At 49.4% G+C, this 22797-nt stretch carries 21 protein-coding genes and 1 pseudogene; 12 read left to right on the top strand and 10 right to left on the bottom strand.

Translation table 11 applies throughout. The features are described from left to right. Window positions 1-16 precede the first annotated feature (16 nt). Complete coding sequence (locus D9738_RS23275; protein WP_130261297.1) at window positions 17-2158, bottom strand: TonB-dependent siderophore receptor; 2142 nt, start codon at window positions 2156-2158, stop codon at window positions 17-19. 373 nt (window positions 2159-2531) lie between these two features. Here D9738_RS23275 and D9738_RS23270 point away from each other — a divergent pair, with 373 nt between their 5' ends. The 5 genes from D9738_RS23270 to D9738_RS23250 are packed head-to-tail and all read left to right on the top strand — an operon-like array spanning window position 2532 to window position 7209. Continuing rightward, window positions 2532-3341: an ABC transporter ATP-binding protein gene (locus D9738_RS23270; RefSeq protein WP_130261296.1), complete on the top strand. Its 810-nt coding sequence runs from the start codon at window positions 2532-2534 to the stop codon at window positions 3339-3341. Next, window positions 3338-4321: an iron ABC transporter permease gene (locus D9738_RS23265; RefSeq protein WP_130261295.1), complete on the top strand. Its 984-nt coding sequence runs from the start codon at window positions 3338-3340 to the stop codon at window positions 4319-4321. Before D9738_RS23270 ends, D9738_RS23265 begins: the two co-directional genes overlap by 4 nt. Before the next feature lie 8 nt (window positions 4322-4329). Then, entirely contained in the window at window positions 4330-5367 is a 1038-nt protein-coding gene (locus D9738_RS23260; RefSeq protein WP_001490512.1) for an iron ABC transporter permease, read from the top strand. A gap of 10 nt (window positions 5368-5377) precedes the next feature. Then, window positions 5378-6325, top strand: coding sequence for an iron-siderophore ABC transporter substrate-binding protein (locus D9738_RS23255; RefSeq protein ID WP_130261294.1), 948 nt, complete (start codon window positions 5378-5380; stop codon window positions 6323-6325). Next, window positions 6322-7209, top strand: coding sequence for a MurR/RpiR family transcriptional regulator (locus D9738_RS23250; RefSeq protein WP_130261293.1), 888 nt, complete (start codon window positions 6322-6324; stop codon window positions 7207-7209). Before D9738_RS23255 ends, D9738_RS23250 begins: the two co-directional genes overlap by 4 nt. Before the next feature lie 44 nt (window positions 7210-7253). Here D9738_RS23250 and D9738_RS23245 read toward each other — a convergent pair whose 3' ends face one another. After that, complete coding sequence (locus D9738_RS23245) at window positions 7254-7568, bottom strand: putative quinol monooxygenase (protein WP_000633737.1); 315 nt, start codon at window positions 7566-7568, stop codon at window positions 7254-7256. A gap of 30 nt (window positions 7569-7598) precedes the next feature. After that, window positions 7599-8180: an NADPH:quinone oxidoreductase MdaB gene (mdaB, locus tag D9738_RS23240; protein ID WP_000072420.1), complete on the bottom strand. Its 582-nt coding sequence runs from the start codon at window positions 8178-8180 to the stop codon at window positions 7599-7601. Window positions 8181-8544: 364 nt separating this feature from the next. On the opposite strand from mdaB, the gene D9738_RS23235 reads away from it, so the two are divergent. Next, complete coding sequence (locus tag D9738_RS23235; RefSeq protein ID WP_130261292.1) at window positions 8545-8877, top strand: DUF2645 family protein; 333 nt, start codon at window positions 8545-8547, stop codon at window positions 8875-8877. Between the two features lie 45 nt (window positions 8878-8922). On the opposite strand, the gene qseC is transcribed toward D9738_RS23235, so the two are convergent. Then, a complete protein-coding gene (gene qseC, locus D9738_RS23230; RefSeq protein ID WP_130261291.1) occupies window positions 8923-10272 on the bottom strand; it encodes a quorum sensing histidine kinase QseC in 1350 nt (449 codons plus the stop codon). Beyond that, on the bottom strand, window positions 10269-10928 hold the full coding sequence (qseB, locus tag D9738_RS23225) for a quorum sensing response regulator transcription factor QseB (protein ID WP_130261290.1): 660 nt from the start codon (window positions 10926-10928) through the stop codon (window positions 10269-10271). The genes qseC and qseB overlap by 4 nt, the downstream gene beginning before the upstream one ends. 151 nt (window positions 10929-11079) lie before the next feature. On the opposite strand from qseB, the gene ygiW reads away from it, so the two are divergent. The 6 genes and pseudogenes from ygiW (at window position 11080) to ftsP (ending at window position 17852) form a co-directional block, all read left to right on the top strand. Further along, complete coding sequence (ygiW, locus tag D9738_RS23220; protein WP_096251400.1) at window positions 11080-11472, top strand: OB fold stress tolerance protein YgiW; 393 nt, start codon at window positions 11080-11082, stop codon at window positions 11470-11472. 51 nt (window positions 11473-11523) lie between these two features. Next, entirely contained in the window at window positions 11524-12006 is a 483-nt protein-coding gene (locus D9738_RS23215) for a GyrI-like domain-containing protein (RefSeq protein WP_130210337.1), read from the top strand. A gap of 27 nt (window positions 12007-12033) precedes the next feature. Next, a pseudogene (locus D9738_RS23210) lies at window positions 12034-13008 on the top strand (ABC transporter substrate-binding protein); the annotation flags it as partial. A gap of 137 nt (window positions 13009-13145) precedes the next feature. Beyond that, the gene (gene parC / locus D9738_RS23205; RefSeq protein WP_130261289.1) at window positions 13146-15395 is read left to right on the top strand and encodes a DNA topoisomerase IV subunit A; all 2250 of its coding nucleotides are present in this window, start codon (window positions 13146-13148) and stop codon (window positions 15393-15395) included. A gap of 234 nt (window positions 15396-15629) precedes the next feature. Then, window positions 15630-16367 carry a 1-acylglycerol-3-phosphate O-acyltransferase gene (gene plsC, locus D9738_RS23200; RefSeq protein ID WP_000965725.1) on the top strand — a complete coding sequence of 246 codons (738 nt, stop codon included), beginning with the start codon at window positions 15630-15632 and terminating at the stop codon, window positions 16365-16367. A gap of 72 nt (window positions 16368-16439) precedes the next feature. Continuing rightward, window positions 16440-17852, top strand: coding sequence for a cell division protein FtsP (gene ftsP, locus D9738_RS23195; RefSeq protein WP_130210333.1), 1413 nt, complete (start codon window positions 16440-16442; stop codon window positions 17850-17852). Window positions 17853-17943: 91 nt separating this feature from the next. Here ftsP and D9738_RS23190 read toward each other — a convergent pair whose 3' ends face one another. From D9738_RS23190 to D9738_RS23170, 5 genes are all read right to left on the bottom strand, one after another. Beyond that, the gene (locus D9738_RS23190) at window positions 17944-19248 is read right to left on the bottom strand and encodes a TRAP transporter large permease subunit (protein ID WP_130261288.1); all 1305 of its coding nucleotides are present in this window, start codon (window positions 19246-19248) and stop codon (window positions 17944-17946) included. A gap of 10 nt (window positions 19249-19258) precedes the next feature. Beyond that, window positions 19259-19741 (bottom strand): TRAP transporter small permease, encoded by a 483-nt coding sequence (locus tag D9738_RS23185; protein ID WP_130210329.1) that lies wholly within the window; start codon window positions 19739-19741, stop codon window positions 19259-19261. A gap of 41 nt (window positions 19742-19782) precedes the next feature. After that, a complete protein-coding gene (locus D9738_RS23180) occupies window positions 19783-20766 on the bottom strand; it encodes a TRAP transporter substrate-binding protein (RefSeq protein ID WP_130210327.1) in 984 nt (327 codons plus the stop codon). A 72-nt stretch (window positions 20767-20838) separates the two neighbouring features. Further along, window positions 20839-21849 (bottom strand): Ldh family oxidoreductase, encoded by a 1011-nt coding sequence (locus tag D9738_RS23175; protein ID WP_130210325.1) that lies wholly within the window; start codon window positions 21847-21849, stop codon window positions 20839-20841. Window positions 21850-21859: 10 nt separating this feature from the next. After that, window positions 21860-22797: zinc-binding alcohol dehydrogenase family protein (locus D9738_RS23170; RefSeq protein WP_171021421.1), on the bottom strand; the 938-nt coding region annotated here is incomplete at its 5' end.

Here is a 22797-nt window from a genome sequence, read left to right as displayed (position 1 = left end):
CTTATATCAGGACTAGTCAAAATTCCATTTTCACCGTGAATTGTACTTCACGCGGATCGCCAATCTGATTACCCAGATTATTTGTGGCGATGGAAGAGGTGTAATACGTTTTATCAAACAGGTTTTTGACGTTTAATTGCAGAGTGACTGGATACTGCAATTTCATTTTGTATGCGGCGAAGGCATCGGCAACAAAATAGCCTGGCAGATAATAGTCAGCCCCATTGGTTGCCGAACGACGGCTTACGCCATGTCCGCCACCGCCAAACGTCAGTGTGTTATTGCCAGGCATGTTATGAATGTCATAGGTCAGGAATAGCGAACCGGTATGACGAGGAACATTCGGCAATGGTTTTCCTGCATAATCAGGATCTTCCAGAACCTTAGCATCGGTATAGCCGTAGCTGGCAATGATATTAATGTTTTCTGTTAATGCTCCTGCAAGGTCGACTTCTACCCCTCTTGAACGAACGCGGCCCGCCGTTTTGGCGATGGTTTCATCACCAATACTTTCGGTATACAACACATTACGTTTATGGATATCAAACAGCGCAATATCTGCGGTTATACCATCGAACAGCTCGAATTTTGCCCCGACTTCGTAAGCATTAGATGATTCCGGTGGAAGATCGCCAATGTAGCTGGCAATTGACGATTGCGGCATAAATGTTTGCGAATAATTGGCAAATAAAGATACCGATGGCGTCAGTTTGTAGACCAACCCCAGTTTGGGCGTCCATTGTTCATCGCGGCTGTCAGTATTGACATTAAAAGGACGGCCTTTACCCGCATATTGCGTGTAATACTGATAGCGGATCCCGGCGACGGCAATCCAGTTATCTGTCAGATAGAGCGCATCCTGTACATAAGCTGAGTAGCTCTCCTGTTTGATCGTCTGATCGCTGTCCGACGCCGAAACCGTTGTGCATTTGCTGGTATTGCCATAAACGGGGTTGTAGATATTGAAATCTTTAGCGTTTTTACAGCGAATCATATCTGTGCGCAGAAGATCATAATATTCATATGACACCCCACCCAGAATCTCATTATAGAATCCAGCAATATCAACATTCCCTTGCAGATCCGCACGAGTAGAATGCATACGCTGGGTAGATCCCTGAGTTGCATCAACACGCCGTGTCAGCGTTCCTGTCGTTGCATCATACGCGGTAACACGAGCCTGATTATCGCTGTATTTATCCTGGCTGTAGCTGTAATCAAAGCGCGCTGTCCACTGGCTATTGAGATGATATTCTGCGTTGAGTTGCGCCAGATCGGACTGACCATCTGTAATATTAAACGGTTCGTCGAAACGTATTTTTCGATCAACGTTGACGGGCTGTTTCGTTGTAAGGTCGAAAATCGTTCCACGATCGAACGGCGTTTTATAATCCCGATGTGAATAGAGCATGGTTACTGTTGCATTATCACCAAACCAGGTGAGTGATGGGGCAATAAATGTGCTGCGCTCTTTACCGAAATTCCGCCAGTAATCTTCATCCTGCACTTCCCCCGTCAGGCGATATGCCAGCTGAGTACCTTCAATGGGGCCTGTGATATCCAGTTGCCCAATGCCTCCGCCAAAACTGGAGGAAGTGGCTGAGACAGTACCATGGAATGTTTTTTCCGGGCGCTTTGTCACGACGTTAATCAGTCCGCCAGGATCGAGAATGCCATACAGCGTGGAGGCCGGGCCTTTTAGCACTTCCACGCGTTCTGTTGCAGCGTTGAAGCTACGAGGAAGTACGGTTCGCAGACCATTGGTCATGATGGAGCCATCCCGGTTAGCACCAAACCCACGACGTACAAAGGCGTCCTGAGTTCCGCCTAATGTATTGGTCTGTACCACGTTACTGACGTTATAAAGCGCCTCATCCAGCGTCGTCGCATTCTGATTTTCCAGAACCTGATCGCTAACCGTATTGACCACCTGCGGGATATCTAGAATCGGCATATCGGTTAATGTCGCCGTGGAGGTGCTCAGGGGTTGATAACCATCGGTCGCCTCAGTTGCGGTATTTGCATCCGCTGTAACAGTGATTGTTTCGCCATCTTTGGTCGTTACAGTGTCGGTTGCATGAATCATCGGTGCTGCAAAGAGCAGTGAAAAGAGCGCCCGACCTTTGATTCCTGAGAATGAAGGTGTGAACTTAGCCATTTAGTCTGTTATCCCAAAAACTCACGGATTGTCGCGAGTGAAAATTGTTTCTTGTTGCTCACTAAGCACTATCCGTTTGTTATTTCGCCATCGGATATGTAATTGAGAATCATTCAATCATGCGGTGATGTAGTAGTAAATGAGAAATAACAAAAAATTGCTACATGTGTTTTTATGAGAGGTTAATGCAATTAAATTGATGTTAACCTGTTAATATTTAATGATTTTATTTTTATTTTTAAAAATATTTCACCTGTTATTTACCTTGTTTTTGTATGGCTTTTAACTTCTTGACTACTACATTTTGTGGCGTCAAACTCTCAAAGGAGAATGAGTTTTATTTTTGTTTGTCTTTGATTAAGTTGGCGTACACGTGGCACATAACGCAAAAGGGCAGGGGCTGATCCTCGACAATGTTTCTGCCGGGTATCACAAGAAAATCATTGTTGATGGTGTTTCTTTCTCCGTTCCCACAGAAAAAATGACCGTTCTGGTTGGGGCAAACGGCTGTGGAAAGTCGACGTTGCTCAGTACCATTGCACGTATCTTGCAACCCATGGGTGGCGCGATATTGCTGGATGGTAAAGCGATTCACGAGCAACCAACGAAAGCGTTATCCCGTAGACTTGGGATCTTGCCGCAGTCGCCATTATTGCCGGAGGGCTTAACCGTTTATGAACTGGTGTCGCGTGGGCGTTTTCCCTGGCAAAATTTCATACGTCAATGGAGCGACGCCGATGAGCAGGCGGTAGAAGAGGCTCTGAAATTAACCGGTACGCAGGAGTTTGCACATTTACCTGTTGAAAAACTCTCTGGTGGGCAGCGCCAGCGTTGCTGGATTGCGATGGTGTTGGCGCAAAAGACGCCTTATATCCTGCTGGATGAACCCACAACCTGGCTTGATTTACGTTATCAGGTTGAAATTCTTGAGTTATTACATGATTTAACGCGTCATCACGGGCGTACAGTCGTCGTGGTGTTGCATGATCTGAATTTTGCCGTGAATTATGGCGATACGCTGATATTTTTACGCCAGGGGAAAGTGGTGCGTGTGTTGAATGAGGGGGAACATTGCACGCCTGAGCTGGTAAAAGCGGTTTTTGATGTTGATGTTCACGCATCAATAAATCCTCTGACGGGGAAACCGTTCTTCATGCCGTTTCGTGGTGTAGAAAAAGTATGATGCGCACGGGGCTGGTTACTGTTTTTTTCCTCGCCTTACTGTTGGTGGGATGCGTGGTATATCCAGGGATAGGTGCCCGATTTATTGCACCACAAACGGTGTTGCAGTCATTTCTTCATTTTGAACCGCAAAACTTCGATCACAACGTGATTGTAAGACTGCGTTTGCCGCGTTTAGCTGCAGCATTGCTCACCGGTGCTTCTCTTGGTGTTGCTGGTGCTTTGTTGCAGGCTGTCATTCGTAACCCATTGGGAGAGCCACATATTTTAGGCTTAAATGCCGGAGCCGCCCTCGCTGTCGTTGCAGCCAGCGCGCTTGGACTGGCCTTTCCTGTTGGACGTCCACTGCTGGCATCTGCGGGAGGCGCGTTATTGTTCCTGTTGATATTGCTGCTTTCCTCCGCAGGGCGTTCAGGGTTGACGCCAATGAAAGTTACCTTATGCGGCGTGGCGCTATCGGCGTTCGTGTCCTCAATAACGGCGGCAATCCTGATTCTTGACGAACAAACCTTGCTGGCAATGCGGACATGGCTAGCTGGTGATTTAGCAGGGCAGGATTGGGTGACGCTGGGTACGTCCGCCTGGTTTTCTCTGGGAGGATTTGTGTTAGCCCTTTACCTTGCGCCCTCTCTTAACATGTTGGCACTGGGCGATCGCATGGCGCAGGGGCTGGGCGTCTCGGTACTACGCACGCGAACATTCACCCTGCTTGCGATCGCGTTGCTCTGTGGCGCAGCCGTATCGATTGCTGGCCCCATTGGTTTTGTCGGCCTGTTGGTACCGCAGATTGTCCGGCGTCTGGTATCAGCGGATCTGCGCGTTCTGCTCCCTCTTTCAGCCTGTGTCGGTGCCTTATTGTTATTACTGGCAGATATTAGTGCCCGGACGCTTTTCACGCCCCATGAGTTAGCGACCGGTGTCATGACTGCGTTAGTTGGTGCGCCCGTTTTTGTCATTATGGCGACGAGGATGTTCAAATGAGTCGGATAATGAACGTCGGGCTACGCCCACTACGTGTTGGTAAGTTTTCGACGCTGGTACGCCCTAAAAATCTGGTGTTGCTTGGTGGGCTGTTTCTGTTTGCGGTTGGAATACTGATATTCGGTCTGATGCATGGCTCTTTCTCTGTCCCGGCATCGGAAGTAGGGCGAGCGTTGTTTGCTCCAGAAAACGTAAGCACAGACGCACGTTATATTGTGCAGGATATTCGCTTGCCGAGAGTCATCATGGCATTGCTATGCGGAGCCATGTTAGGTATGGCGGGGGCCGCAATGCAATCCATTGCGCGTAACGGCCTTGCCGATCCCGGTTTAATCGGCGTCAAAGAAGGATGTAGCGTGGCGGTGCTGTGGCTGATCTTCCAGTTTCCAATGCTGGGAATGTTCTGGCGTCCAGTGGCTGGTCTTGCTGGTGGCTTGTTGGTGGCTTTAATCGTGATTTTTTGTGCGCGCGATATTTCCCGCCCGCGATTTGTTCTGATTGGTATTGGTGTTTCCTGGTTTTTCGCCGCCGGTATCGGTGTATTTATGACCACTGCAGATGTTCGAGATGTACAAACTGCATTGATGTGGTTATCGGGAAGCCTGCATGCAGCTAACTGGATGTTAGTCGGTATTTCAGCCTGTTGGATGTTGCCAGCCGCTCTTTTATTGCTGTTCACCGCCAGGACGGCGGATATCGCTCTGCTTGGTCATCAGGTTGCAACCGGGTTAGGGGTGAATAGTTCTCGTCTGGCGTTGTTACGTGTAGCCGCACCAATAATCCTGACAGCCGTCTGCGTTTCGTGTGTTGGTAACATCGGTTTTGTCGGATTGATAGCCCCCCATATATCACGTTTTATTCTACGTGGCGGGCAGACGACATTACTGCTGGGGAGCGCCGTATCGGGGGCGTTGTTAGTCATCCTGGCGGATAGCATTGGTCGTTTGGCTTTTTTGCCTTTGCAACTGCCTGCCGGAATCATTATTTCATTGATTGGTGGACCATTCTTTTTGCTACTGCTCTGGCAGCGCAGGAACAGTTTTTAACGGGAGTTGTATGCGTTTATTTTTTTCTCTGCTGATACTGTTGTCATTTTTTGCCCGCGCGACAGAACCTGTTCAGGTGTTTACCGATGATTTAGGGCGCAAAGTCACAGTGCCCGCACATCCAAAGAGAATTGTCTCTTTACACGATCTTGATATCACTATTCCTCTGATTGAGCTTGGTGTACCTCCTGTCGCCAGCCACGGGCGAACACGGCCTGACGGTAGCCATTTCATTCGATCAGGCGCATTACTGACAGGTGTCGACTTCGATAATTCATCGATCGCCTTCATTGGAACAGCCGACATTGATATTGAAGCGATTGTGGCGGCAAAGCCTGACCTGATCATCACAGAACCGACCCGTAATACGCCTATTGAACAACTGGAAAAAATTGCGCCCACGGTGAGCATTGATCATCTCAAAGGGGGGGCGCCAGAAATCTACCGCAAGCTGGCAGAACTTACAGGAACACAGGCGCAGCTGGCGATACTTGAACGCCGCTATCAGGCACAAATCAATGCGCTGAAGGCGACGCTGGACAGCCAAAAAATAACGGTATCGGTGATTCAGGCAAATCAGGGAAAAATTAATGTGATGCATAGCTATCATTCGCTGGGGCGGGTATTACGCGATGCTGGTTTTCGCTTTCCACCGCTGATTGAGAGCATTCCTGAAGGTGGGCGAATGGATGTGAGCGCGGAGCGTTTGCCTGAACTGGATGCCGATTTTGTTTTTGCAACCTGGCGCGGCGACACTGGTGGTAAACCTCAGGATGAGCTGGCAGCAATGGAAAAAGTCATGCCGGGGTGGTGTCAGTTTCTGACGGCCTGTCGTTCAGGGCGCTATGTGTTGATTTCTCGTGAAGAGGCGATTTCTAACTCCTTTGCATCTCTGGGACTGATGGCTGCGCAGATACAATCACAAATTGCGGGACGACCTCTACCGGAGGCCAAATGATTCAGAAAGACAAAACGCGGGTTGATATTTATGGTGAGCGTTTTCGCACTCGCGCGAGTCAGTTAACGCCTGGGTTAAGAGCCGTCGCCAGCTACATTAATGAGCATCGTGAAGTGGTACTCGAGCAAACGGCGATGGAAATTGCGGCCACGTTGAATACTTCCGATGCCACAGTGATTCGGGCTATCCAGGCCCTGGGATTTGCCGGGCTGCGCGATTTGAAACGCACTCTGGAACAGTGGCTTGGTCCAGCCCTTAGTTCCAGCGAAAAGATGTCTACGACGGTGAGTAACTTGACGAGCGATGTTAACACCGCAATCGACTTTGTTCTTGAAGGGCATTTGTATACCTGTAATGTCCTGTCAGAGCCTGAAAACCGCCACGCGCTTGCGCAAGCGGTAGCGTTGTTGGTGCAGGCACGGCAAGTCGTAATTTTTGGCATTGGCGCTTCGGGGATTCTGGCGGACTATACCGCACGACTATTCAACCGCATAGGCTTGCCTGCCACGGCGCTAAACCGTACGGGTATTGGCCTTGCCGAGCAATTGATCGCGCTTCAGCGAGGTGATGTTCTGATCATGATGGCGCAAAAATCTGCGCATCGGGAAGGGCTGACAACGCTGCGTGAAGCGAGACGGCTGGGGATCCCTGTTATTTTGCTGACAAACGCGCTGGATTCACGTTTTAGCAAAGACGCCAGTATCGTGATTCATGTTCCGCGCGGGGATGAAAAGGGGAAAACGCCACTACATGGTACGGTATTGTTGTGCCTGGAAATGATTGTCTGGTCGGTGGCTTCCGCGATGCCGCAGCGTGCGGTTAAAACCATTAAGCGAATTAACGATTTCCATCGGGGTTTGAAAACGGGAAGAAAGAATGGCTAATCTGACCTGAGGCCGGTAGCAACACCGGCCTCTTTTCAGGAATGTTAAATCCCCGGTTGCAGGATGCGGATATTCATCTCCAGCACATCGCCTTTTACGGCCTCGCTGTACGCTTTCATGTGCGGGGTCTGCAAGTGCGCTTCAAGATGCGCGATGCTTTCCCACTGCTCAATCATCACGATAGAGTCCGGCGCCATAGACTGGAAACTCACGCCAGCAGCGCAATCCACCATCGGCGCATAGCCGTGGCAACCTTCTTCCTTCAGTACGGTTGGAACGATTTTAGCAAATTGATCCAATACCGCCTGACGGTGATGTTGACCAGGACGAGTACGGATTTCTGCGATTACTGTAATCATGGTTAACTCCTTCTAAAGCCAGAGCCCTAGTTAACCAAAAATCTCTACAAGATGCTTGCGATATTCTTCAGTATAGCGGGGAACATCAGGCATTTTTATCACATCATTAGCGATAAATGTCGGCAGCGGTTCCATACCCAGGAATTGGTTTGCTTTATGGAACGGCAGATACACGCCGTCAACGCCAACGCCGTGGAAGAATTGGTCTTTTTCGGTGAAGGCTTCCATTGGTGCGTTCCAGGTCAGGGAAAGCATATATTTTTTGCCCTGTACCAGGCCGCCAGAACCGTATTTTTTCGACGGATCTTTGCGGGTACGACCATCGCTGGCATACAGCGTGCCGTGACCTTCGGTGAACACATCATCGATATATTTCTTCACCGTCCACGGTGCGCCCATCCACCAGCCTGGCATCTGCCAGATCACCACATCAGCCCAGAGAAAGTTTTGTACTTCGGCTTTGACATCGTAGTCGCTGTCGGCGCGAACGATGCGGACATCATGCCCGAGGTCGCGCAGCGTGCCATCCGCGACTTCGGTCAGGGTGTCGTTCAGTTGACCATTGGAGTGGGCGAATTTTTTCGCGCCGTTGATAATCAGGGTGTTGCTCATTTTTTATCCTCAAGGTGAGACGTTTGCCGACTATAGTACGTCACAGAGCGGTGCGGTGAAATTAGCAAAATGTGCAAAGTCTTTTGCGAATTTTGCAAAAGTTTGATTTTGCTCTGACTCACCGATGCAGGATAAATATTTTCTGAAAATGACAATACTGATAGCAATTTCTCATAATTCCCCTTGGTACAGGATTAACTTACAGGTTTGGTGCAGATTTTCTGCGAGCTGATAATTATGGCGTTGAAGGTCGAATAAGCAAAAATGAAATTATCAGCGTGTGATGCAGATAATTATAAATAGATTTACTGGAGGATATCGAAAATCAGAGTTCAGATTGGACTTTTTTAGAGAGTGCTAACATATGTTAAAGCAGAAAATTCAAACAATATTCGAAGCTCTGTTATATATTATCCTTTCTTTTTGGTTGGCAAAAAATTTCTTTGCTTTCAATGAGTATGACTGGATGCTTGAGTCGGGAGACAATATTTGCAATATACCTTCCGTATCAGGCGAAGAACGTATATTACAAGCAGTGATAGCCGCGTTTTTTCTTCTGACGCCACTTATTATTATCATCTTAAGAAAACTCTTTGTGCGGGAAATGTTCGAGTTTTGGCTATATGTATTCTCGCTCGTTATTTGTCTGGTTTGTGGTTGGTGGCTTTTTTGGGGACAGCTTATATTTTGCTATTAAGAATATCTATGAGAGCTGTTTAAACGGCTCTCATAGACATATGCACTACCAGCCCACCTTCGCCTCAAATCCACCTTGTTCCGCATTCCCAAACACAACATTCATGCCATGCAATTTGGCGATTCGCTGGACAATCGACAGCCCAAGCCCGCTGCCGGTAGCGGTTTGTCCAGGGGGGCGGTAGAAACGTTCACCAATTCGCGCCAGTGCCTCTGGCGTCACACCGGGGCCGTTGTCTCTTACGGTGAAATTATCTGCATTCAGAGTGACGTCCACCACGCTGCCCTGTGGACTGTAACGTACTGCGTTATCCAGCAGATTTCGGACCAGTAGACTTAGCAATAGCGGTTGCCCGGTGCGTTTGATGCCGTGGGCATTGAGCGTCAGCCGCACGTCAATTTTTGCCTGCTGCGCCGTGTGGTAGATATCCATCACTGCCGATTGCAGGAGATCCTCAAGCGGAATCTCCGTGACGTCCTGAAGATTATCCAGCGAATCCAGCCGCGACAGGGTGAGCAATTGATCAACCAGGCGGGTAGCGCGATCGATCCCCGAATGTAATTGCATTAGTGCTTTTTTCCGTGCCCGTGGATCATCATCGGAAAGCTGTGCGACTTCGGTTTGCACTTTCAGCGCCGTTAATGGGCTGCGCAGTTCGTGAGCTGCATCAGAGGTAAAGCGCCGCTCACGGATCATCATCGCATGTGTACGATCGAACAGTTGATTCAGCGACTCGACCAGTGGACGCACTTCGCTGGGTACACCTGCGGTGTTAAGTGGTTTTTCTGAGTCGGGATCGCGCAAACGTAGCGCAAGCGCCAGTTTGTTCAGCGGCGAGAGTTCACGACCCAGCAGTACCATCATGATGATTAACATAATGGGTAACGCAACGAGCCACGGGATCAATTGCCCGGCGACAATCGCCAGCGCCATGTCTTCACGGTATTCCCATTCCTGACCTACAACGATGCGGTATTTACCATCAGACGACGTCATCCAGACAAAACGCCAGGGATCATCTTCATCTACCAGTTGACCGTTAGTAAATCCTTCACGTTGATAGTGATAGGGAATATCCTCCCCGTTGTCGCCATCGTTGAGCACCATTTTTCCATCGTGGGTAAAGATGGCAAAGGTTAGCGCATCATCATCTACATGACCGTGTTTGAATTTCTTCGGCGCTCTTGCCATACGATCTGCCGCATTGATTTCGTTGAGATCGAGCGTACTTAACCGTTTGGCAAACAGCATTAACTGGGTATCGAACAACTCGTCGACGTTATCCGTTGTTTGCTTCCAGGCGACAAAACTGGAAAGCAGCCAGGTCACCGAGGCCAGAATCAAAAAGATCAGCGTCAGCCTGACTCGCAGACTAAGGCGTTGGGTAAATTTCATTTCTCACCTAATGTGTAGCCTATACCGTGAACGGTACGAATAAAGTCACTGCCGAGTTTGCGCCGCAGATGATGCACATGCACTTCGACGGCATTGCTGGTGACCTCTTCGTCCCAGGTATACAGTTTTTCTTCAATAAGTTTGCGCGGCAGTACCCGACCGGCGTTGCGCATCAGGAGTTCCAGCAGGGCAAATTCTTTTGGTTTTAACGTTAAGGGTTCACCTGCCAGGGTGGCGATACGTTTGCCGGGGTCAAGCATTACGTTGCCGTGGTGTAACTCATTACTGACTTGCCCGTTGCTTCGACGCATCAGGGCTTCCAGCCGGGCGGCGACTTCTATCAGTGCAAAAGGTTTGCACAGATAATCGTCGGCCCCCAGGCGCAAACCTTCTACGCGCTCCGCCAGTGCGTCGCGCGCGGTCAGGATCAGTACCGGCTCACGTTGACCTTTTTCTCGCCATTCGCGCAAAATATCGCGGCCATCCATTCCCGGTAAGGTTAAATCCAGAATTACCGCGTCGTAAGGTGCGCTATAGAGCGCCTCTTTTCCCTGACGACCTTCCGTAAACCAGTCGACGCTAAAACCCATCTTACTCAGACCTGTTTTGATGCCATCGCCAATCAGCATGTCATCTTCTATCAGTAAAATTCGCATCTTTTCATCCCTGCGATAACTGTATTTGTTGCAAGTAAACCGTGTTGTAACGTGCTCTGTACAGCCCTAAATTTTCTTTTTTTTCCTTAAGAAGTTGTTAAGGACTATCTTGTTTAATGCTCGGAAACAGACATTAAAGGGAGTAACAAACATGAAAAAATTCGCAGCAGCAATTGCAGTAATGGCCCTGTGCAGCGCACCGGTAATGGCAGCAGAGCAGGGTGGTTTTTCTGGCCCATCGGCAACACAAAGTCAGACCGGAGGATTCCAGGGGCCGAACGGCAGCGTAACTAACGTAGAAAACGCGAAATCTCTGCGTGACGACACCTGGGTAACCTTGCGCGGGAATATCGTTGAGCGCATCTCTGACGATCTGTACCTGTTCAAAGATGCCAGCGGCACCATCAATGTAGATATCGACCACAAACGCTGGAACGGTGTGACGGTAACGCCGAAAGATACGGTTGAGATTCAGGGCGAAGTGGATAAAGACTGGAACTCTGTTGAAATTGACGTTAAACAGATCCGCAAAGTAAACCCGTAATTTTACCGCTCCCGGGACGCGTTCCCGGGAATAATTTCGCAGGGAGGCAAAATGAAAAACCAGACCTTGAAAGTAAGTGTTATCGATTTTCCATCCACCCATGTGGCGATTTTGCCGCATCGCGGTAGTCCTGAGTTGCTCAACTACAGTGTGGCGAAATTTATCATGTGGCGCAAAGAGACGGGGCTTTCCCCTGTTAATCAAAGCCAGACCTTTGGCGTCGCCTGGGACGATCCTGCCACCACCGCACCAGATGCGTTTCGCTTTGATATCTGCGGCAGTGTTAACGAACCGATTCCGGAGAATCGTTATGGCGTGAGTAATGGTGAACTTACTTCGGGGCGCTATGCCGTTGCCCGCCATGTTGGCGATCCGGATAACATATCTCATACCATCTGGGCCATCATTCGCCGCTGGCTTCCTGAAAGTGGTGAGAAAATGCGTAAAGCACCGCTCCTGTTTCACTACACCAATCTTGCCGAAGGGATGACAGAGCAGCGACTGGAAACGGATGTTTATGTGCCGTTGGTGTGATGGGGAATCTTGTGAGCCAAATGTGTCTTTGTGCTTGATAAGTGGGTCGTTAACGAAAAGATTACTGCTCGCAAAAATTCTAAGTACCGCGATGCAGAGCATACCGTTTTGCAGCAGGTCGAGTATCTGGCCCTGGATAATTCGGTCACTGGCTATAACCGTTATCGCGTGGGAGAGGTCGATCTGACCTGGGTTCCGGCGCAGCAAATTCCTGCTATCGAAAAATCGTTGCCAGGCGAGCTGCAGATTATCCCGCGTCTGAACAGCGAATATTACAATTTCAACACGCAGAAACCGCCGTTTGACGATGTTCGTGTCCGGCGGGCGCTATATCTGACGGTCGACAGGCCGTTAATCGCGCAAAAGGTACTCGGGCTGCGAACGCCTGCAACCACGCTGACGCCGCCAGAGATAGAAGTTTTTAGTGCGACGACGTTCGATGAATTGCAACAGCCAATGAGTGAGCGCGTGGCGACGGCAAAAGCATTGCTGAAACAGGCGGGATACGACGCCTCTCACCCGCTACGCTTTGAACTGTTCTACAACAAATACGATCTGCATGAGAAAACGGCGATAGCCTTGTCTTCCGAATGGAAAAAATGGCTTGGCGCACAGGTGACGCTGCGCACGATGGAGTGGAAAACGTATCTTGATGCCCGGCGTAGCGGTGATTTCATGTTGTCGCGGCAGTCGTGGGATGCGACGTACAATGATGCTTCCACTTTCCTGAACACGCTTAAAAGCGATAGTGAAGAGAACGTCGGTCACTGGAAAAACACGCAGTATGACGCGATATTGAATCAGGCGGCGCAAACCACTGATGCGGGGAAACGTAACGTGCTGTATCAACAGGCCGAGGCCATTATCAACCAGCAGGCTCCGCTCATTCCCATCTACTATCAACCGCTGATCAAACTGCTTAAACCCTACGTTGGCGGTTTCCCGCTGCATAATCCTCAGGATTATGTTCACAGCAAAGAGTTGTATATCAAGGCACATTGATGCCTTTATCGCCGCCGGAGCACGTCCGGCGGCGCTAATGACGCTGATCTCCTGTGACTCGACGCGGCAGATAATGTAGTATCTCCAGCAATATTGCCCCTTTGAAGGCTGGCGAATAAGTTGAGGAATCAGAATTAATGAGCGATATGGCAGAGCGCCTTGCGCTGCATGAGTTTACGGAGAACGCCTACTTAAACTACTCCATGTACGTGATCATGGACCGTGCGTTGCCGTTTATTGGTGATGGTCTGAAACCCGTTCAACGCCGCATTGTGTATGCGATGTCAGAACTGGGCCTGAATGCTACCGCCAAATTTAAAAAGTCGGCTCGTACCGTCGGTGACGTACTGGGTAAATACCATCCGCATGGCGACAGCGCCTGCTATGAAGCGATGGTGCTGATGGCGCAGCCATTCTCTTACCGTTATCCGCTGGTGGACGGGCAGGGGAACTGGGGGGCGCCGGACGATCCGAAATCGTTCGCGGCAATGCGTTACACCGAATCCCGCCTGTCGAAATATTCCGAGCTTTTATTAAGTGAACTGGGGCAAGGAACGGCGGATTGGGTGCCAAACTTCGACGGCACGTTGCAAGAGCCGAAAATGCTCCCTGCCCGCTTGCCGAATATTTTACTTAACGGCACCACTGGCATTGCCGTCGGCATGGCGACGGATATTCCGCCGCACAACCTGCGTGAAGTCGCGCAGGCGGCAATCGCCTTAATTGAGCAGCCCAATACCACGCTCGACCAGTTACTGGATATCGTGCAGGGGCCGGACTACCCGACCGAAGCGGAAATCATTACCTCCCGAGCGGAGATCCGCAAAATCTACGAGAACGGTCGCGGTTCTGTGCGTATGCGCGCGGTGTGGAAGAAAGAAGATGGCGCGGTGGTTATCAGCGCATTACCGCATCAGGTTTCTGGTGCGCGCGTACTGGAACAGATTGCTGCGCAAATGCGCAACAAGAAGCTGCCGATGGTTGACGATCTGCGCGATGAATCTGACCACGAGAACCCGACTCGTCTGGTGATCGTGCCGCGTTCCAACCGCGTGGATATGGAGCAGGTGATGAATCACCTCTTCGCCACCACCGATCTGGAAAAGAGCTATCGTATTAACCTCAATATGATCGGTCTGGATGGGCGTCCGGCGGTGAAAAACCTGCGGGAAATCCTCTCCGAATGGCTGGTGTTCCGTCGTGATACCGTACGCCGCCGTCTGAACTATCGTCTGGAGAAAGTCCTCAAGCGCCTGCATATCCTCGAAGGTTTGCTGGTGGCATTTCTCAACATCGACGAAGTGATTGAGATCATTCGTAATGAAGATGAACCGAAACCGGCGCTGATGTCGCGCTTCGGCATTACGGAAACTCAGGCGGAAGCGATTCTCGAACTGAAACTGCGTCACCTCGCCAAACTGGAAGAGATGAAGATTCGCGGTGAGCAGAACGAGCTGGAAAAAGAGCGCGATCAGTTGCAAGGCATTCTGGCTTCCGAGCGCAAAATGAATAACCTGCTGAAAAAAGAGCTACAGGCCGACGCACAAGCGTATGGTGACGATCGCCGTTCGCCGCTGCAGGAACGCGAAGAAGCGAAAGCGATGAGCGAGCACGACATGTTGCCGTCTGAGCCGGTTACCATTGTGTTGTCGCAGATGGGCTGGGTGCGTAGCGCCAAAGGTCATGATATCGACGCCCCTGGTCTGAATTACAAAGCGGGTGACAGTTTCAAAGCTGCGGTGAAAGGCAAGAGTAACCAGCCTGTGGTGTTTGTAGACTCTACCGGACGCAGCTACGCTATCGACCCCATTACGCTGCCCTCAGCGCGTGGTCAGGGCGAACCGCTCACCGGTAAACTGACGTTGCCGCCAGGTGCTACCGTTGATCACATGCTAATGGAAAGCGACGATCAGAAACTGTTGATGGCTTCCGATGCAGGTTACGGATTCGTCTGTACCTTTAACGATCTGGTGGCGCGTAACCGTGCAGGTAAGGCACTGATTACTCTGCCAGAAAACGCGCATGTTATGCCGCCAGTGGTGATTCAGGATCCTTCCGATATGTTGCTGGCGATTACTCTGGCTGGACGTATGCTGATGTTCCCGGTCAGTGAGCTCCCGCAACTGTCGAAGGGTAAAGGCAACAAGATCATTAACATCCCGTCGGCAGAAGCCGCTCGTGGCGAGGATGGTCTTGCACATCTGTATGTCCTGCCTCCACAAAGTACGCTGACGATTCATGTCGGGAAACGCAAAATCAAACTGCGCCCGGAAGAGTTGCTGAAAGTGACCGGTGAGCGTGGCCGTCGCGGCACCTTGATGCGTGGTTTACAGCGTATCGACCGCGTCGAGATTGACTCCCCGCGGCGTGCTGACAGCGAAGAGTAAAATGCAAGAGAGGGCCGTACCTTCTCCTGTCAAAAAGGTGAACCGGATGAAACGTTGAAGTCGTCATCCGGTGCCGCATTTAGTCTGTATAAACAATAAAAATTCCCTTGAAACCGTTGTTTATTCATGCGTTGCGATTAACAATACGTTTTTCCAGAGAGCGGCTTTTAACAATGCCCTAACCTGATTTCAGGTGACGTACAATGCCAGTCTCTCAGATCTTCAGAGGGTGTTATGCTATATATCTTTCGTCTTATTATTACCGTTATTTACAGCATCTTAGTCTGTGTATTCGGCTCTATTTACTGCCTTTTCAGCCCGCGTAATCCGAAGCATGTGGCTACCTTCGGGCATATGTTTGGTCGTCTTGCGCCGCTGTACGGCCTGAAGGTCGAATGTCGCAAACCTGCTGATGCTGAAAGCTACGGCAATGCTATCTATATCGCTAACCACCAGAACAACTATGACATGGTGACGGCATCAAACATCGTGCAGCCGCCGACAGTCACTGTGGGTAAAAAGAGTTTGCTATGGATCCCCTTCTTTGGGCAGTTGTACTGGTTAACCGGTAACTTATTGATCGACAGAAACAATCGCACTAAAGCGCACGGCACGATCGCCGAAGTGGTGAATCATTTCAAAAAACGCCGTATCTCCATCTGGATGTTTCCGGAAGGAACGCGCAGCCGTGGTCGCGGTCTGCTGCCGTTTAAAACAGGGGCATTTCATGCTGCGATTGCCGCAGGCGTTCCGATTATTCCCGTGTGTGTTTCCACGACTTCGAATAAGATTAATCTTAACCGACTGAATAATGGTTTAGTGATCGTAGAAATGCTGCCGCCAATTGATGTCAGTCAATATGGTAAAGATCAGGTTCGCGAGCTGGCTGCCCATTGTCGTTCGATAATGGAACAAAAAATCGCCGAGCTCGATAAAGAAGTCGCAGAGCGCGAAGCCGCCGGAAAAGTTTAAGTCGGCAATCTGTTTTTTGCGGGAACACTTTCCTGCACGGTATTACTTTAGCCAGTTTTACATGGAGCAAATATGTCACTCAGTCGGCGTCAGTTCATTCAGGCATCGGGGATTGCACTCTGTGCAGGTGCTGTCCCCCTGAAGGCCAGCGCAGCCGGTCAACAGCAACCATTGCCCGTTCCGCCGCTGCTTGAATCTCGCCGTGGGCAACCGCTGTTTATGACCGTACAGCGTGCGCACTGGTCATTTACGCCAGGAACGCGCGCGTCGGTTTGGGGTATCAATGGTCGCTATCTTGGGCCGACTATCCGCGTCTGGAAGGGCGATGATGTTAAGCTGATTTACAGCAACCGACTGACAGAAAATGTCTCAATGACGGTGGCCGGGCTACAGGTGCCAGGCCCACTGATGGGCGGTCCGGCACGCATGATGTCGCCAAACGCTGACTGGGCGCCCGTACTCCCCATTCGCCAGAACGCAGCGACCTTGTGGTATCACGCCAATACCCCCAACCGCACGGCACAGCAGGTCTATAACGGCCTTGCCGGAATGTGGCTGGTGGAAGATGAAGTCAGCAAGTCGCTGCCAATCCCTAACCATTATGGCGTGGATGATTTTCCAGTCATTATCCAGGATAAAAGGCTGGATAACTTTGGCACGCCGGAATACAGCGAGCCAGGAAGCGGCGGCTTTGTTGGCGATACGTTATTGGTCAACGGTGTGCAAAGCCCGTACGTTGAAGTCTCGCGTGGTTGGGTGCGCTTGCGACTGCTGAACGCGTCGAACTCTCGTCGCTATCAACTACAGATGAGCGATGGTCGCCCGTTACATGTGATTTCTGGCGATCAGGGATTCCTGCCTGCGCCAGTGTCGGTGAAGCAACTTTCGCTGGCACCGGGCGAGCGCCGCGAGATTCTGGTGGATATGAGCAACGGTGATGAAGTGTCTATCACCTGTGGCGAAGCGGCGAGCATTGTTGATCGTATTCGTGGCTTCTTTGAGCCATCCAGCATTCTGGTTTCCACGCTGGTGCTAACGCTGCGCCCAACCGGTCTTCTGCCGCTGGTCACAGACAGTCTTCCGATGCGCCTGCTGCCAACCGAAATCATGGCCGGTTCGCCGATTCGCAGCCGTGATATCAGTCTGAGTGATGACCCGGGTATCAATGGAAAGCTGTGGGACGTCAACCGTATTGATGTCACCGCGCAGCAAGGAACGTGGGAGCGCTGGACCGTACGAGCAGATGAACCGCAAGCGTTCCATATTGAAGGCGTGATGTTCCAGATCCGCAACGTTAACGGCGCAATGCCGTTCCCGGAAGACAGAGGCTGGAAAGATACCGTTTGGGTCGACGGACAAGTGGAGCTGCTTGTCTATTTCGGTCAGCCTTCCTGGGCGCACTTCCCGTTCTACTTTAATAGCCAGACGCTGGAAATGGCCGATCGCGGCTCGATAGGGCAGCTGTTGGTCAATCCGATACCGTAATGGACCAATTAAATCTCCTGGCGATATGCAGTCCTCACAGTGAGTAAAGACGTAAACAGACGGGCCTGAATCATTCAGGCCCGTCTGTTTGTCAGGTTGAAAATAACCCAGGCAGCATCAGGCTGAGCTGCGGGAAATAACAAATCATTGCCATCACCACAAACAATGCCAGAAACATCGGCAGCAATGGTCTTATTACCTTGTCGATACTGACCTTGCCAATACTGCAACCAACAAACAGAATGGTACCGACAGGAGGTGTGCAAAGACCGATGGTTAAGTTGAAAACCATAATAATGCCGAAGTGAATCGGAGCTATCCCCAGATGTTGGGCGATCGGCAGAAAAATAGGTGTAAATATCAGGATCGCTGGTGTGATATCCATAAAGGTGCCAACGATCAACAGAATGATATTAATGATAAGAAGAATGACCCATTTGTTATCCGAAACGCTGGTAATCAATTCGTTGATTAACTCAGGCACATCAGCATTCGTCATGGCCCATGACATCCCCATCGAACAGCCTACCAGTAACAGAACAATTGAACTGGTTACCACCGAATCTAACAGAATATCATTGAGCTTCTTAAGGGTGATTTCCCGGTAAATCATCGCCAGGGATAAACTATAAATTACTGCTATTGCCGATGCTTCTGTGGGCGTAAATACCCCCGCGATAATACCGCCAATAATGATAAAAATAAGCATCAGGCTGGGTATTGATTCACGGAATATTTGCAAAAACTGACGAAAATTGATGCGTTCTGCCACTGGATAATGGTTACGTCGTGCATAAAGAGCCGCCACAAACATTAAAGCAGCAGCGGTGAGAATGCCTGGCAAGTATCCAGCTAAGAACAACGCTGCAACAGAAGTGCCTCCACTGGCGAGGGAATAAACAATCAACACATTGCTCGGTGGGATCATCAGACCAATGGGGGCAGAGGCAATATTCACTGCCGCAGAGAACGCCGGATCATAGCCCTCTTTTTCCTGCAGTGGTGACATAATCCCACCTACCGCGGCGGCTGACGCAACAGCAGAACCTGAAATAGCACCAAACAGCGTGTTTGCAAGGATATTACAATGAGCCAGTGAGCCAGGCAGACGCCCAACTAATGCTTGCGCCAGGTTAACCAGCCGTCGGGCGATGCCTCCGGTATTCATAATGTTTCCGGCTAACACGAAAAAGGGAATGGCTAATAACGTAAAGCCATCCAGTCCCACTGTCATTTTTTGCGAAATCACAGAAATGGCGGCATCGGGAGGTAAGGCAGTAATAATAGATAACAGTGAAGAAAGGCCAATAGCAAAAGTAATTGGCACACCTATTGCCAGCATGACGGCAAAACTGCCAAATAAAATTAAGACGGGGTAGATATATTCAAAGTCCATACTTCCCTCGTTAATGAGAATTCCGTTTACGATAGTTGTCAATAATATTCATCACTGAATACCAGACCAGAATAAGCCCACTGGCAGGCATAACCCAATAGACCTTATCCATCGGCCATTTTAATACAGGAGAAATTTGTCCAACATGTTGTGCTTTTTCAACAACAATGTTTCCTCCATAGATCATAAAAATAACTGCAAAAACGGTAATAATAATTTGGATAAAACTGTCAAGCGTCAGAACAGATGCCGCAGGAAGTTTCTGAGCCAACAAATCAATCGCCAGATGTTTTTTTAACCCAGCGGTATATACACCGCCAAGTAAAATCATCCACATAAATAAAATCTGGGTAAATTCATCAAGCACGGTGCTGGGAGCGTTAAAAATAAAACGAGCAATAACTTGCCATGTTACGCAGAACACCATAATGGCGAGAATAATACAGCAGCATCCGGCAAGGATCTTATTAAGAATATGAGTGAGTGTGCGCATAAGTCTTCCATGAAAGGGCAGGGATTACCTGCCCATTGGGGTTACATACTTTCTACTTGCTCAAGGTTTTTGGCCGATTGTGCATCTTTTGCTTTAAATTCATCGTATAGCGGTTTTACGCGTTCTTTGAAAGCGGATTTATCAACATCAACCACTGTTGCGTTCATCTCTTTCATTTTGTCGTAGGCTTCTTTTTCAGCGGCAGGCCAGATGACATCTTTCATTTGCATCATTGATTCATCGGCTGCCTTTAATAATGCCGTACGCTCTTTGTCGCCAAGTTTATTCAACACATTGGTGCTGATAATTAACACATCAGGCACCATGGTGTGCTCATCACGTGAATAGACTTTTGCCACCTCGGCGTGACGCATATCAGAATAGACAACGGTATTGTTCTCTCCGCCATCAACAACACCTTGCTGGAGCGCAGTGTAAAGTTCTCCCTGAGCCATCGGTGTGGCGACACCGCCAAGTGCTTTCATCATTGCAATGGCGCTGGGGCTTTGTTGAACCCTAATTTTCATTCCTGCTAAATCTTCAGGTTTTGTAATCGGTTTATTGGAATAAAAACTTCTCGCACCGCCGTCATAATACGTAATACCCACAAAACCTTTGCTTTCTGATGACTTGAGTATTTGTTTACCTAAATCGCTTTGCAGAACGCGATAATAATGCTCACGGTCGCGGAATAAGAAAGGCAGACTGAAAAGACTGTAATCCGGGGCGAAAGATTCCAGTGACGCAGCATTCACTTTCACCATCTGCAATGCGCCAGAGTTCATTAGTTCCAGTGATTCGCGCTCGTTACCCAATGTCGCATTTGGGTAAATACGAATAACTAGTTCACCATTAGAATATTCTTTGGTTTTATCAGCTAAATAGCTTAATGCTTTATGGACAGCATGGCTTTTATCCTGATTATGACTGAGTTTTAATGTTGTTTTTGCCAGTGTGGTATTGGAAATTAATAAACAACTGGTCAACAGCATAAGCGATGCCGTCAGAGGACGAAGTGCTTTCATATCCTGCTCCTGGTTAATATAACAGAAACGATAAATACAGCGCTTTTCTATCGTTAGAATAAAAAGAGATTATTAATTCTCTGTCAGATAATGGAAAATCCCTGCCGGAACGGGAATACCTTCCTGCTGACATTTTTCTTTATAGTGCATTTGTGGATCGTTCGGTGCTAATACTTTTTCAACGCCAGGAACCGGTTTAACGGCATGAAGTTCCGTGACCATTTGCGCCATAGTTTCAGCAAAAACAGGATTGCCAAGCTTTTTCGGATCGATGGCAATAACCAAACTTGCCAGCTTACGCATCTTGTCATAATCGCCATACATGCGAACAATATGGTTACCAAAATTCGCATTCATCAGCACGCCAGTCAGTGCATCTATAGCCAGCGCAATGCCTGAACCTTTGTGCTGACCGAAAGGTAACAGGTTTTCAATTTTATGCGGATCAGTGGTGCCATTACCGTCTTTATCTATCGCCAGTCCTTCACCAATATGTTTTCCGGTTTCCTTTGCATGAAGTATTTTGCCGAAAGCCGTGGCACTGGTCGCCATATCAACAATCATCGGATGGCTGTTTTCCACCGGAAAGCCAAAGGCGATGGGGTTAGTTCCCAAAAAGCGCCCGGCACCGCCATGAGGCGCTACGCAGGTATCGGTTTGCGTCATTACGATAGCAATCAATCCTTGGTTGGTGACCATCTCTGCAAAATAAGATAACGCGCCACAGTGAGAGGCGTTTTTAACGCTAACAAACCCAAGACCTTCTTCCTGTGCCAGTTTGATGGCGTGCTCTGTGGCGCTAATTAATGCTGAATGCCCCATCCCGTCATCAGAGTCGAGAATGGCCACTGACGGTGATATTTGCTCAATACTAAATTGCGCGGTTTTATTTAACCCTCCGGCAGCAAGGCGAGTGCAATAATGTTCGACACGCATAACACCGTGAGAATGCACACCGGTAATATCGGCATGTACTAAAACATCCGTAACTTGTTGTGCGGTGTTAGTATCCAGCCCGGCAGTATATAATTTGTGGTGCACCAGTGATTTTAAATTTGCTTCACCGACATAAACAGTTGTCATCTTTGTTCCCTTAAAAAGTGATCACACCCTTGACCATATTTTTATTTTCTACAACGTTACGTTGGTAATTTTCGCCAACATTAAAGAAATCAAACTCCTGGTTTTTCATTAAGTTTTCATGAATTTTATTGCTGCGCATCAGTTCAATAACTAACGCGAAATCTTCCCGTGTGGCATTACGACTGCTGAGTAACGTTGTCTCTTTTTTGTGGAAGGTTGGATCGTCAATAACGAGCTCACCGATATACAAACCGATGAAAACAATTTTGCCGCCATGACGAATAAGATTGACATCCTGACTCATCGAGGCTTTATTTCCCGTAGCATCAAGTACGACGCAAGCCAGTTCGCCGCCAAAAGCCTCACGAAGCGCGGTAATAAAATCTTCCTGTGTGGGATCGAAGGCATTAATAGCAAGATTATCCACAACGTGCTGGCGACGTTGACTATCAATATCAGCAACAACAACCTGCGCCCCTTTAGCCTGGGCGATGGATGCGGTAGCCAGACCAATTGGCCCGGCGCCAATCACCAGTACGTTTTGTGCAGCCTTGATCTCAGCCCGACGAACGGCATGTGCTCCAATGGCGAAGCATTCAACCAATGCGCCGGCGCTGTCGCTGACCTCGTCAGGGAGCGGCACAAGGTTGTCTTCACGTACCGCAAGGTACTCACTAAAACCCCCATCCTGATGCACGCCATACAGCGAAACACGTTCACAGCAGTTCGTTTTCTCTTCCCGACAGGCGGCGCACTCGCCACACGGAATGCATGGGATAACGGAATAGCGCTGGCCTGGCTGTGCTGTTTGGCACTGGCTGCCTCGCGAAACTGCTTCGGCGCATATTTCATGACCTAATACACGTGGGTAGCTAAAAAAAGGCTGTCTGCCGGCAAATGCGTGAATATCCGTACCACAGATACCCACGTGTAGTGGATCGGTAATTC

This window comes from Escherichia sp. E10V5, assembly GCF_004212315.1.
Classification (GTDB): domain Bacteria; phylum Pseudomonadota; class Gammaproteobacteria; order Enterobacterales; family Enterobacteriaceae; genus Escherichia.
The sequence above is the reverse complement of the archived record's forward strand: the minus strand, read 5'-3'. Positions and strand labels throughout refer to the sequence as shown.